The organism is Hydrogenophaga sp. (assembly GCF_030373225.1).
Classification (GTDB): Bacteria; Pseudomonadota; Gammaproteobacteria; order Burkholderiales; family Burkholderiaceae_C; genus Hydrogenophaga.
In genome coordinates this window covers 11,638-24,398 of record NZ_JAUCZG010000029.1, presented here as the reverse complement: position 1 = coordinate 24,398, position 12,761 = coordinate 11,638, and the positions used below count along the sequence as shown (strand labels likewise).

The 12,761-nt window shown below is 67.2% G+C and carries 10 protein-coding genes; 5 read left to right on the top strand and 5 right to left on the bottom strand.

Annotated features, from left to right (window positions below; all coding sequences use genetic code 11):
• Window positions 1-5 precede the first annotated feature (5 nt).
• Window positions 6-347, top strand: coding sequence for a Na+/H+ antiporter subunit G (locus QUV35_RS14970; protein ID WP_300875749.1), 342 nt, complete (start codon window positions 6-8; stop codon window positions 345-347).
• Here QUV35_RS14970 and QUV35_RS14965 read toward each other — a convergent pair.
• Window positions 286-963, bottom strand: coding sequence for a TetR family transcriptional regulator (locus tag QUV35_RS14965; protein ID WP_300875746.1), 678 nt, complete (start codon window positions 961-963; stop codon window positions 286-288). The genes QUV35_RS14970 and QUV35_RS14965 overlap by 62 nt on opposite strands.
• 150 nt (window positions 964-1,113) lie before the next feature.
• On the opposite strand from QUV35_RS14965, the gene QUV35_RS14960 reads away from it, so the two are divergent.
• From QUV35_RS14960 to QUV35_RS14950, 3 genes are read left to right on the top strand one after another with little or no spacing between them, the layout of a single operon-like run.
• Window positions 1,114-2,382: an efflux RND transporter periplasmic adaptor subunit gene (locus QUV35_RS14960; RefSeq protein WP_300875743.1), complete on the top strand. Its 1,269-nt coding sequence runs from the start codon at window positions 1,114-1,116 to the stop codon at window positions 2,380-2,382.
• A 12-nt stretch (window positions 2,383-2,394) separates the two neighbouring features.
• A complete protein-coding gene (locus QUV35_RS14955; RefSeq protein ID WP_300875740.1) occupies window positions 2,395-5,541 on the top strand; it encodes an efflux RND transporter permease subunit in 3,147 nt (1,048 codons plus the stop codon).
• Window position 5,542: 1 nt separating this feature from the next.
• Window positions 5,543-6,973, top strand: coding sequence for an efflux transporter outer membrane subunit (locus QUV35_RS14950; RefSeq protein WP_300875737.1), 1,431 nt, complete (start codon window positions 5,543-5,545; stop codon window positions 6,971-6,973).
• Window positions 6,974-7,035: 62 nt separating this feature from the next.
• Here the strand turns inward: QUV35_RS14950 and QUV35_RS14945 are convergent, their stop codons facing one another.
• The 4 genes from QUV35_RS14945 to earP form a co-directional block, all read right to left on the bottom strand.
• Window positions 7,036-7,905 (bottom strand): TIGR00730 family Rossman fold protein, encoded by an 870-nt coding sequence (locus QUV35_RS14945; protein ID WP_300875734.1) that lies wholly within the window; start codon window positions 7,903-7,905, stop codon window positions 7,036-7,038.
• Window positions 7,906-7,944: 39 nt separating this feature from the next.
• Entirely contained in the window at window positions 7,945-8,823 is an 879-nt protein-coding gene (locus QUV35_RS14940; RefSeq protein WP_300875731.1) for an AEC family transporter, read from the bottom strand.
• Window positions 8,824-8,894: 71 nt separating this feature from the next.
• Window positions 8,895-9,449 (bottom strand): elongation factor P, encoded by a 555-nt coding sequence (gene efp / locus QUV35_RS14935; RefSeq protein WP_066271559.1) that lies wholly within the window; start codon window positions 9,447-9,449, stop codon window positions 8,895-8,897.
• A 151-nt stretch (window positions 9,450-9,600) separates the two neighbouring features.
• Window positions 9,601-10,668 carry an elongation factor P maturation arginine rhamnosyltransferase EarP gene (gene earP / locus QUV35_RS14930; RefSeq protein WP_300875726.1) on the bottom strand — a complete coding sequence of 356 codons (1,068 nt, stop codon included), beginning with the start codon at window positions 10,666-10,668 and terminating at the stop codon, window positions 9,601-9,603.
• 56 nt (window positions 10,669-10,724) lie between these two features.
• Between earP and uvrC the strand changes: the two genes are divergently transcribed.
• On the top strand, window positions 10,725-12,761 hold the full coding sequence (gene uvrC / locus QUV35_RS14925; protein WP_300875723.1) for an excinuclease ABC subunit UvrC: 2,037 nt from the start codon (window positions 10,725-10,727) through the stop codon (window positions 12,759-12,761).

The following is a 12,761-nucleotide window of genomic DNA, read 5'->3' as shown; positions in this document are numbered from 1 at the left end:
ACAACATGCATCCCCTGATCGAATGGACGGCCGCCGCCCTCGTCGTCATGGCCGCTTTCTTCCTGCTGGTGGGGGCCATCGGCCTGGCGCGCCTGCCCGACTTCTACATGCGCCTGCATGCGCCCACCAAGGCATCGACCCTGGGCGTGGGCGGTGTGCTCGTGGCCTCGATGCTGGTGTCGGCGGCGCAGGGCAGGGCGGGCGTGGCCGAACTGCTGATCACGCTGTTCGTGTTCATCACGGCGCCGGTCTCGGCCAACCTCATGGCCCAGGCGGCGCTGCACCTCAAGCTGGCATCGCGCGCGCCGGTGCCGGGCGACGCGGTGCCCGAGCGGCGGGAAGGCTGAAGCCCAGGCCGGCGAGGTAGGCGTCCACCGTGTGGCGCCCGTTTTTTTGCAGGTCGAACGCCTGCGGGTCGAGCAGCCAGTTCTGGATCAGCCCGTCCACGATCACGTGCAGTCCGAGCGCGGCCACGGACGGCGGCATCGGCAGCTTGATGGCCTCGCGGCGCACCGCCTCGCGAAGGGCTTCTTCGGTCATCGCCACGCACTGGTTGCGCACCTGCAGGTGGCGCTCCCGCACCGCCTGCATTTCGCTCACGTACTCGACCTTGTGTGTGGCCACTTCGAACACGCGACGCGTCTGCTCGTCGGTGGCGGTCTGGCTCAGCGCATTCATCATGGAATCGCGCAGCAGCAGCAGCGGGTTGTCGGAGCTTTCGGCCGAGCGCGCCGTGCAGGCCAGCGTGCCTTCGAGCGGCATGGTGACGCGCTCCATCATCGCGTTGAAGAGGTCCGCCTTGTCCTTGAAATGCCAGTAGATGGCACCGCGCGTGGTGCCGGCGGCCTCGGCGATGTCGTTGAGCGACGTGCGCGACACGCCATGCGCCTGAAACAAATGCTCCGCAGCATCCAGCAGACTGTTGCGCGTCGCCTGTGCATCGGCTTTGGTGCGTCGAACCATGGTGTTTGTCTCCGGATTGCATGACCTGGGGGCTGGGTGAGACTATACATACATTCTTGTATGTATGTATACTTCGCCATCTTGCGCTTCACCGGGCTGTCGATGAGTTCCCATTCGCGCGCGTCTTTTCATTTCTATCCGAGGACCTCCATGCCCGCCTTGAGCCCTGTCAAGTCCGTGCCCGTTTTGCGCAACCGCCCGGTCTCGCAGACCCGGTCACGGGTGGCGCGGGCCTTGTCCCTGGTGGCGCTGTCCGCCGTGCTGGCAGCCTGCGGCAAACCGGCAGCACCTGCGGGGCCGGCCGGCGCGGGCATGCCCGCGCCCGAGGTGGGCGTGATCACGGTGGCGCCGGGTGACGTCGGGCTGGTGACCGAGCTGCCGGGTCGCCTGGAAGCGTCCCGCGTCGCCCAGGTGCGGGCCCGCGCGGCAGGCATCCTGCAGGAGCGACTGTTCCGCGAAGGCAGCGACGTCAAGGCCGGGCAACCGTTGTTCCGCATCGACGCGGCGCCCTACGCCGCCGCCCTGATGAGCGCCCAGGCCGGACTGGCGCGTTCCCAGGCCAACCTCGTGCAGGCGAGTGCGCTGGCCGAGCGCTATGCACCCCTGGTGAAGGAAAACGCCATCAGCCTGCAGGAATACGCTGGCGCCGTGGCCGCGCAGAAGCAGGCCGAAGCCGATGTGGCTGCCGGCAGGGCAGCGGTGCAGACCGCCAGCATCAACCTGGGTTACGCCCGCGTGACCGCGCCCATCTCGGGCCGCATCGGCCGCGCGCTGGTGACCGAAGGCGCGCTGGTCGGCCAGGGCGAGGCCACCCAGCTGGCCGTGATCCAGCAGATCCATCCGATGTATGTGAACTTCACCCAGTCGGCCGCCGAGGTCTACCAGCTGCGCAAGGCCATGGACAGTGGTCAGCTCAAGAGCGCCGGTGCACAGGCCGCCGCCGTGCAGCTGGTGATGGAGGACGGCAGCGTGTTCGAGCAACCGGGCCGCCTGCTGTTCTCCGACCTCACCGTGGACAGCGCCACCGGTCAGGTCACGCTGCGCGCCGAGGTGCCCAATCCGGACGGGCGTCTGCTGCCGGGCCTGTATGTGCGCGTGCGGCTGGAGCAGGCGACCGCGGGCAATGCGATCACGCTGCCGCAGCAGGCAGTGACGCGTTCGGCCCAGGGCGACACCGTGTCGGTGGTGGATGCCGAGGGCAAGATCTCCAAACGCAGCATCACCTTGAGCGGTCAGCAAAACGGCCGCTGGGTCGTGCTCGGCGGCTTGAAGGCGGGCGAACAGGTGATGGTCGACGGCTTCCAGAAGCTGCAGATGATGCCGCCCGGCACGCCGGTGAAGGCCGTGCCCTGGCAGGCGCCGGGCAGCGCGGCGCCTGCGCCTGCGGCGTCCGCCCCGGCGCCTGCGGCGGCGAAGTAAGGAGCGCCTGACATGGCGAAATTCTTCATCGACCGACCCATCTTCGCGTGGGTGATCGCGCTCTTCATCATGGTGATGGGCGGGGTGTCCATCACGCAGCTGCCGATCGCGCAGTACCCGCCGGTGGCACCCCCATCCATCGTCATCAACGCCACCTACCCTGGCGCATCGGCCGCCACGCTCGAGAACAGCGTGCTGTCGGTGATCGAGCAGGAAATGAACGGCTCGCCGGGGCTGATCTACATGGAGTCGGTGGCGCAGGCCAACGGCACCGGCAGCATCACGCTGAGCTTCGAGACCGGCACCGACGCGGCCCTGGCGCAGGTGGATGTGCAGAACCGCCTCTCGCGGGCATCACCAAGGCTGCCGGCGGCGGTGACGCAGCAAGGTGTGCGGGTGGACCGCTCGCGCAGCAACTTCCTGTTGTTTGCCATCCTCTCCAGCAGCGACCCGGCCTGGGACCCGGTGGCGCTTGGCGACTACGCCTCGCGCAGCGTGGTGCCCGAGTTGCAGCGCCTGCCCGGTGTGGGCCAGGCCCAGCTGTTCGGCACCGAGCGCGCGATGCGCATCTGGATCGACCCGGCCAAACTGCTCGGCTACAACCTGAGCGCGGCCGATGTCACCAGCGCCATCCGGGCGCAGAACGCCCAGGTGTCGGCGGGAGAAATCGGCGCCTTGCCCAACGTGGGCGGCCAGGGCATCGCGGCCACGGTGGTGGTCAATGGCCAGCTCGCCAATGTGGAACAGTTCGGCAACGTGGTGCTGCGCGCCACCGCCGATGGCGCCACCGTGCGCCTCAAGGACGTCGCGCGCATCGAACTCGGTGCGCAGGCCTATGCCACGTCGGCACGCCTGAACGGCAAGCCCTCCACCGGCATCGGCGTGCAGCTCTCGCCCAGCGGCAACGCGCTGGCCACGGCCGACGCGGTGCGCACCAAGATGACCGAGCTCGAGCGGTTTTTCCCGGCCGGCATGACCTGGGCGATTCCCTACGACAGCTCGCGCTTCGTGAAGATCTCCATTCAGCAGGTGGCGATCACGCTGGCCGAGGCCATGCTGCTGGTGTTCCTGGTGATGTACCTGTTCCTGCAGAACTTCCGCTACACCGTTATCCCCACCATCGTGGTGCCGGTGGCGCTGCTGGGAACCTTTGCCGTGCTGCTGGCAATGGGCTTCTCCATCAACGTGCTGACCATGTTCGGCATGGTGCTGGTGATCGGCATCGTGGTGGACGATGCGATCGTGGTGGTGGAGAACGTCGAACGCATCATGAGCGAGGAGGGCCTGCCACCGCTGGAGGCCACGCGCAAAGCCATGACGCAGATCTCGGGCGCCATCATCGGCGTGACCGTGGTGCTGATCTCGGTCTTCGTGCCATTGGCATTCTTTGCCGGCTCGGTGGGCAACATCTACCGCCAGTTCTCGGCCGTCATGGGCGTGTCGATCGCGTTCTCGGCGTTTCTTGCGCTCTCGCTCACGCCCGCGCTCTGCGCCACGCTGCTCAAACCGGTGGAAGCCGGTCACCACCACGAGAAGAAGGGCTTCTTCGGCTGGTTCAACCGCGGCTTCGCGCGCACCGCCAAGGGCTACGAAGGCGGCGTGGCCATGCTGCTGCCGCGCGCTGGCCGCACCCTGGTGATCTACCTCGCCATCGTGGCCGCGGCGGTGGTGGTCTACATGCGCCTGCCGACCTCGTTCCTGCCGGGTGAAGACCAGGGAACGATGCTGGTCAATGTGCAGTTGCCACCGGGCGCCACGCAGGAGCGCACGCTGGAGGTGATCAAGCAGGTCGAGGGCTTCATCCTCAACCAGCCCGAGGTGCAGAGCATGGTCGGTGTGCTGGGCTTCAGCTTCTCGGGGCAGGGCCAGAACGCGGCACTGGCGTTCATCACGCTCAAGGACTGGGACGAACGCACCGCACCGGGCAGCTCGGCGCAAGAAGTCGCCGGCCGGGCGTTCGGCGCGCTCTCGGGTGTGCGCGATGCGTTCATCTTTCCGCTGAGCCCACCCCCCATTCCCGAACTGGGCTCGTCGTCCGGCTTCAGCTTCCGGTTGCAGGACCGTGCGGGCCTCGGGCGTGAGGCGCTGCTCAGTGCGCGCGGCCAATTGCTCGGCCTGGCCTCGCAGAGCAAGGTGCTCACGCAGGTGCGTCCCGACGGGCTGGAAGACGCGCCGCAACTGCAGATCGACATCGATCGCGACAAGGCGAATGCGCTGGGTGTGGGGTTCGACGCCATCAGCGCGGCCATCGGCACGGCGCTGGGCTCGACCTATGTGAACGACTTCCCCAACGCCGGGCGGCTGCAACGCGTGGTGGTGCAGGCCGACGCGCCGGCCCGCATGCAACCCGACGATCTGCTGCGGTTGAACGTGCTCAACAACAAGGCGCAGGCCGTGCCGCTGTCGGCGTTTGCCACCACCGAGTGGATCACCGGCCCGATGCAGACGGTGCGCTACAACGGCTACCCGTCGATGCGCATCAGCGGCAGCGCAGCACCGGGCTCCAGCACGGGTGCCGCGATCGCCGAAATGGAACGGCTCGCTGCCCAGTTGCCACAAGGCATCGGCTACGAGTGGACGGGTCAGACGCGCGAGGAAAAACTCGCCGGTTCGCAGGCGATCGTCCTGTACGCGTTCGCCATCCTCGCGGTGTTCCTGTGCCTGGCCGCCCTGTACGAGAGCTGGACCATTCCGCTCTCGGTGATTCTGGTGGTGCCGCTGGGCGTGATCGGGGTGCTGCTCGCCACCTTGCTCAGGGGCTACTCCAACGACGTGTATTTCCAGGTGGGACTGATCACCATCATCGGCCTGTCGGCGAAGAACGCGATCCTGATCATCGAATTCGCCAAGGACCTGCAGGCGCAGGGCAAGGGTGTGATCGAGTCCGCGCTGGCCGCGGCCCACCTGCGCTTTCGCCCCATCGTCATGACCTCGCTGGCCTTCACGCTGGGCGTGCTGCCGCTGGCCCTGGCCTCGGGTGCCGGCTCGGCCAGCCAGCGTGCCATCGGCACCGGCGTGATCGGCGGCATGCTCACCGGCACCGTGCTGGCGGTGGTGTTCGTGCCGATCTTCTTCGTGGTGGTGCGCACCCTGTTCAAAGGCAGCGAACGCCAGAACCGCCGCGACGCCGAACAGGCCGCACAGCATGGAGTGCATTGAAATGACCCACCTTCGCATGGGAGCCCTGAGCCTGGCGGTGCTGGCGCTGTCCGGATGTTCTTTCACGCCGACGTACGAGCGCCCGGCAGCCCCCGTGGCAGCCACCTTCCCCGGGCAAGCCACCCCCGCTGCGACGCAGGCCGACAACATGGCCTGGCGCGACTTCATCGGTGACGCCCGGCTGCGCGACCTGGTGGCGCTGGCACTGGCCAACAACCGCGACCTCCGGGTGGCCACGCTCAACATCGAGCAGGTCCGCGCGCAATACCAGATCCGCCGTGCCGACCAGTTCCCGTCGGTGGGCCTGGCGGCCGCCGGCAACCGCCAGCCCGATGGCAATGGCGGCATCGCCAACACCTACAGCGTGGGCCTGGCGCTGAGCAACTGGGAGATCGATTTCTTCGGGCGCATCGCCAGCCTCAAAGAGGCGGCGCTGGCCCAGTACCTGGCCAGCGAGGAAGCGCGCCACGCCGCACAGACCAGCCTGGTGGCGGCGGTGGCCAGCACCTGGCTGAGCCTGCAGGCCAACGAAGAGTTGCTGGCCTTGACCGAACGCACCGTCGCCACCCGCGAAGACTCGTTGCGCCTGAGCCGGCTGCGCTTTGACAACGGCGTCACGTCCGCGCTCGATCTGCGGCAGGCCGAGTCCCTGACCGCGGCGGCGCGGTCGGCGCTGGCGCAGCAGCGGCGTTCCCGTGCGCTCGACCTGAATGCGCTGACCCTGCTGGTGGGGCAGCCGCCGCCGGCGGCGCTGCTGCCTGCGGTGCGCCCGCAGAACCCTGCTTCAAGCGACACCGGTGTGGCCGTGCCGGCCGAACCCGTGGCTGCGGCACCGATGCTGCGCGATGTACCGGCCGGTGTGCCGTCCGACCTGCTCAACCGCCGGGCCGACATCCGCCAGGCCGAACAACAGCTGATCGCCGCCAACGCCAACATCGGTGCCGCGCGCGCCGCGTTCTTCCCGCGCATTTCGCTCACCGCCAGCGCGGGCACGGCCAGCAGCAGCCTCTCCGGCCTGTTCGAGAGCGGCTCGTGGGGCTTCACGCTGGCGCCCCAGGCACTGCTGCCGATCTTTGATGCCGGGCGCAACAACGCCAACCTGGGTGCGGCCAGGGCAGCACGGGACATTGCCGTGGCGCAGTACGAGAAAACGATACAGACCGCGTTTCGGGAAGTGGCCGATGCCCTGGCCGGCAACGCGACGCTGGGCGAGCAGCTCGCCGCCCAGCAGGCGCAGGCCACGGCCGAGGCCGAGCGTTTTCGCCTGGCCGAGCTGCGTTACCGCAACGGGGTTTCGAGTTTTCTCGACGTGCTCGATGCGCAACGTTCGCTGTTCAGCACCCAGCAGGCGCTGGCGCAAACCCGCCTGGCGCAGCAGCAGAACCAGGTGGCGTTGTACAAGGCGCTCGGAGGCGGCTGGACCGGGGAGTGAACCCCCTGCGCCGCTGACGCGGCGTTCTGGCCGGGTGATCGGCACGCGAAGCGGGTTGGCGTCTACACCTTCAGATCGTAGAACTTCACGATGGCATCCCAAGCCACCTTGGGATTGTCCACGTACTCGAACAGCTCCAGGTCTTCGGGCGAGATCGCGCCTTCTTCCACCAGCACATCGAGGTTGATCAGTCGCTTCCAGTAGTCCGATCCAAACAACAGGATCGGCACCGGCTTGGCCTTTTTGCATTGCACCAGCGTGATCACCTCGAACAGCTCGTCGAGCGTGCCGAACCCGCCCGGGAACGCGAGCAGTGCCTTGGCGCGCATCATGAAATGCATCTTGCGCAGCGCGAAGTAGTGAAACTTGAAGCTGAGCTCGGGTGACACATAGGGATTGGCCGCCTGCTCGTGTGGCAGCGCGATGTTCAGGCCCACGTTGAGTGCACCTTCGTCGTGGGCGCCACGGCTGGCCGCTTCCATGATGCCGGGGCCGCCGCCCGTGCAGATGTACAACTGGTCTTCCTTGGGGCAGTTCGCGCTGTGGCGTGCCACGGTGCGGGCGAACTCGCGGGCAGCGTCGTAGTAGTGCGCGTTGCGCACCATGGCCTTGGCACGTGTGATGTCGGCCGCTTCGCCACTGCGCTCGGCGCGAACCAGCATCTCCTGCGCTTCACCACTCTCGCGAAAACGCGCGCTGCCGAACACCACGACGGTGTTTTCGATGCCGGCGTCGCGTTGCGCGAGGTCCGGCTTGAGCATCTCGAGCTGGAAGCGGATGCCGCGCGTTTCGCGGCGCAGCAGAAATTCGGGGTCGGCAAAGGCCAGCCGGTAGGCGTCGGCCTGCAGTGCATTGCCTTCGTTCGACTGGGTCTGCAACTCGGCCCAGGCGTCGGCGAGTCGTCGTTCCTTGATGTTCTGTTTTGTTTCCATGGTGGCTCCTTGAGTCTTGAGTGTGCGCCGGACAGATGACTACAGCCCCAGCGCGAGTGCCAGCGGCACGAACAGGATCGCCAGCGCATTGCCCAGCATGATCATGGCGCCGACCTTCTCGGGCTCCTGGTGGTAGCGCTCGGCGAGCATGAACTGCATCACCGCCGGGGGCAGGGCGGCAAACAGCAGCAACTGGCCGCGCGCCGCGTCCTCCAGGCCGAGCGCCCAGGCCAGTGGAATGCCGATGGCCAGTCCGATCATGGGTCGGGCCAGCGCGCCCAGCAGTCCCAGCGCAAGACCCGAGCGGGTGAGCGAGGTGAGCCGCACCCCGAGCGCGAACAACATCATCGGCAGCAAGGCATCTCCCAGCAACTTCAAGCCCGAGATCACCACCTCGGGCGGGCGAACATCGGTCAATGCGCTGATGAAGCCCAGTGCGGTGCCGATCATGAGCGGGCTGGTGAGCAGGTCGCGCGTGCGGGCCAGGCGGCTGGTGATGCGTGCACCCAGCGAAAAATGCAGCAGGTTGCTGATCGAGAACAGGGCCACCGCCGCACCGAAGTTCGCCGGGCCGAAGGCCAGCAGCGCCAGTGGCAGGCCCATGTTGCCGCAATTGTTGAACATCACCACCGGCACCAGCGTGCGCGGCTGGGCGCCAAAGGCCCGCGCCAGCGGCCACGCCAGCAAGCCACTGCCCAGGATCAGCACCGCACCGCCCATGAGCAGGGCCGTGTGGTCGGCCATGCGGAAGTCGCGCGACGCCAGGGCCGAGTACACCAGCAGCGGGGCCAGCACATCGAGCGCAATGCGGTTGAAGGTCGACATGTCCGGCACGCCGCGGCGCGCATAGCCGTAGCCGATGGCCACGATCAGAAAGACGGGAATGATGACGTCGGCGATGCGGGCGATCAGGTCCATGGCGCAATGTGTTGGGTGAAAACGCAAGAGGCTCCCGCAGGAGCCTCTTGAGACGGACGATCAGCGTGTGATCAGACCCGTTTTCTGTATTCACCCGTGCGGGTGTCGATCTCGATCTTGTCGTCCTGCGCCACGAAGAGCGGCACCGCGACTTCAAAGCCGGTGGCGATCTTGGCAGGCTTGAGCACCTTGCCGGACGTGTCGCCCTTGACGGCGGGCTCGGTCCAGGTGATCACGCGCTCGACGCTGGTGGGCAGTTCGACCGAGATGGCCTTGCCGTCGTAGAACACCACTTCGACCGTCATGCCGTCTTCGAGGTAGTTCAGGGCGTCGCCCATGTTTTCGGCTTCCACCTCGTACTGGTTGTAGTCGGCGTCCATGCACACATACATCGGGTCGGCGAAGTAGGAGTAGGTGCACTCCTTCTTGTCCAGGATGATCTGGTCCATCTTGTCGTCGGCCTTGCACACGACTTCGGTGGCCATGTTGTTGAGCAGGGCCTTGAGCTTCAGGCGCACGGTGGCAGCACCACGACCACCACGGCTGTATTCGGTTTTGAGGACGATCATCGGATCCTTGCCGTGCATGATGACGTTGCCGGCGCGGAGTTCTTGAGCGATTTTCATAAGGGTTCCAACGGTTGGGCCGCGTGCTCCCTGCATGGGCTGGACGCCCGGGGGCTGAGCTGATGACTGCGATCTGTGCGGCGAGGCAGATGGCTGGCGGAAGCGGTGGCCGGCGGTTGGACCGGGCCGGATTTCCGCAAAGCCTCGGATTTTATCGCTTTTCCCGCACGAAGCCGGTCAGTTGGCTGCAGAGGTCGGATTGGGCGAGCAGTCGCTGTCGTGCCGCCTGCACGCAGCCGCGCCACTCGTCGAGCGCCGCGGCATCGGGCCACACGGCAGCGGCATCGCCGATGCCGTTCCATGCATGGTGCAGGGCGCGCAGCGCGGGCGGCGCTTGCAGCCACTCGAGAAAAGCCTCGAGCTTGGCATGGTGCGCATCGTCGTGCTGCGGGTAGATCTGCCAGACGAAGGGCTGGCCGGCCCAGAGGGCTCGAACCAGGGAGTCCTCGCCGCGCACGAAGTTGAGGTCGCAGGCCCAGAGCAGGTGGTCGAAATCGGTCTGGGGGAGCAAGGGCAGGGCGTGCAGCGGCCCGGCCGTTGCGGCGCGAGTGGCCTGCCATGCGCGCCCGGGCGTGACCAGCCACTGCCAGGTCTGCGGCGCCCGCGCCGCCTGACGAAGCACCTCGGGCAGGGCGGCGGGCTCGTAACAGAACAGGCTCGCGCAGGGTGGCGAGGCTGGCAGGCCCAGGCCGCGCAGCCAGGCCCGGGCGTCGAACACGGCCTGCCGTTGCAGCAGGTCCGGCTCGCGCAGCAGACCGCCCGTGCGCGCGGTGAAGCCGGGGAAGAAGAACCATTTGCCGAGGCCACGCAGCGGCCAGCTCATGACCGGGGAGGGCAGGCGGTGCGAGCGTTCCACCCAGGGCTCGGCACTGAGGTATTCGAGGTTGATCCACACCGGAGGGCGCGCACCGCCGGCCAGCCGCGTGGCCAGGTCGTCGATGCATTCGGGCGGCGGATCGCAGCCAAAGGCTTCGATCCAGACATCGGCCGGGGGCGACCGGGCCATCAAGCCGTCGGGCAGCGGCGTGGTCCAGTGCAGCACCTCGATGCCATCGACTCGCCCTTCGAGGGCGCCGGGCGCCATCCAGGACAGCGAACGGGGATCGTCGAGCCACAGGCGAACCTGTTCACCGCGTCTGGCGAGCTGCGCCCCCAACCGCCAGCACACGCCCACGTCGCCGAAGTTGTCGATCACCCTGCAAAAAATGTCCCAGCGCATGGCCGCCATTGTCGTGGCAAGGCAGGCCCGGGCTTTGCCGCGCACAATACGCGCCCATGTCAGACACCCATTCCGAACAACTGCTCAGCGAAGTGGCCGCGCTGCCCGGGCTGCCGGGCGTCTACCGTTACTTCGACGCCCAGGGCCAGTTGCTCTACGTGGGCAAGGCGCGCAACCTCAAGAAGCGCGTGTCGAGCTATTTCCAGAAGAGCCACGACGGCACGCGCATCGGCCACATGATCGGCAAGATCGTGCGCATGGAGACCACGGTGGTGCGCTCGGAGGCCGAGGCCCTGCTGCTGGAAAACAACCTCATCAAGACGTTGAACCCCAAGTTCAACATCCTGTTCCGCGACGACAAGAGTTACCCCTACCTGAAGATCACAGGCACGCGCGAGACCTTTCGCACCTCGGCAAAGATGCCCTCGCCCTCGCTGGCGTTTCCGCGCATGGCCTACTACCGCGGCGTGGTGGACCGGCGCCACAGCTACTACGGCCCCTACCCCAGCGCCTGGGCAGTGAAGGAGTCGATCACGCTGCTGCAGAAGGTGTTTCGCCTGCGAACCTGCGAAGACACGGTGTTTGCCAACCGCACGCGGCCCTGCCTGCTCTACCAGATCAAACGCTGCAGCGGTCCGTGTGTGGATCTGGTCGACAGCGAGGACTACGCACGCGACGTGCAGGACGCCGAGCGCTTCCTGCGCGGCGAAACCCAGGCCGTGCTCGATGCGCTGGAGCAGCGCATGCTGGTGCATGCCGAAAAGCTCGAGTTCGAACAGGCAGCCGAACTGCGCAACCAGATGACCGCGCTCGCGCGCGTGCTGCACCAGCAGACCATGGACAACCTGTCCGACAAGGATGTGGATGTGCTGGCCGTCAAGGTGCACGGCGGGCGCGCCTGCGTGAACCTGGCCATGGTGCGTGGCGGCCGTCACCTGGGTGACCGGCCGTATTTCCCGGCGCATGTGGACGACGCCACCGCCATCGACGATGCGATGGCCGACGAGGGCGATGCACCGGCGGGCGACCCGGCGCAGCGCGTGGCCGTGCGGGTGCTCGAAGCCTTCATTGCCCAGCATTACCTGGGCATTGCCATGCCGCACATCCTGGTGACCAGCCACGCGGTGGGCAAGCCGCTGCTGGAGGCGCTCTCGGAGCAGACCGGTGTGAAGGTGAACGCGGTGCACAACCCGCGCGAGCACCGCCGCATCTGGCTGGAGATGGCGCAAAAGAATGCCGACATCGCGCTGGCCCGGCTGCTGGCTGAAGAGGGCAGTCAGCAGGCCCGCACGCGCGCGCTGGCCGATGCGCTGCAACTGCCCGACGACCAGCTCGATGCCCTGCGCATCGAGTGTTTCGACATCTCGCACACGGCGGGCGAATCGACCCAGGCGTCCTGCGTGGTGTTCGAAGGCCACAAGATGCAGAACAGCCAGTACCGCCGCTACAAGATCGAAGGCATCACGCCGGGCGACGACTACGCCGCCATGAAGCAGGTGCTGCAGCGGCGCTACGGGAAGATCGCCGAGGCGATGCGCGCGGAGGACGCGTTGCAGCCTGCTCCTGCCGCTGCTGACGCCGAGCCGGTCGAACCCGTTGCCGATGAAGCGGTGGAGTCGGCAGCTGAACCCGTTGCCGGACCGCGCATGCCCGACCTGGTTCTCATCGACGGAGGCAAGGGCCAGGTGGGCATGGCGCGCCAGGTGTTCGAGCAGCTCGGTCTGGACCTGTCGCTCATCGTCGGCGTGGAGAAAGGGGAGGGCCGAAAGGTGGGTCTGGAGGAGCTGGTGTTTGCCGATGGCCGCGCGAAGGTCTACCTCGGCCACGACTCGGCTGCCCTGATGCTGGTGGCGCAGATCCGCGACGAGGCGCACCGCTTTGCCATCACCGGCATGCGGGCACAGCGCGCCAAGGTGCGCACCGGCGGCAGCAAGCTCGAGGACATTCCGGGCGTCGGTCCCAGGAAGCGCGCCCGCCTGCTTCAGCGCTTCGGCGGTGTGCGTGGGGTGGCCTCAGCCAGTGTGGACGACCTGAGCACCGTGGAGGGCATTTCGCCCGAACTCGCCGACGCGATTTACCGGGCCCTGCGCTGA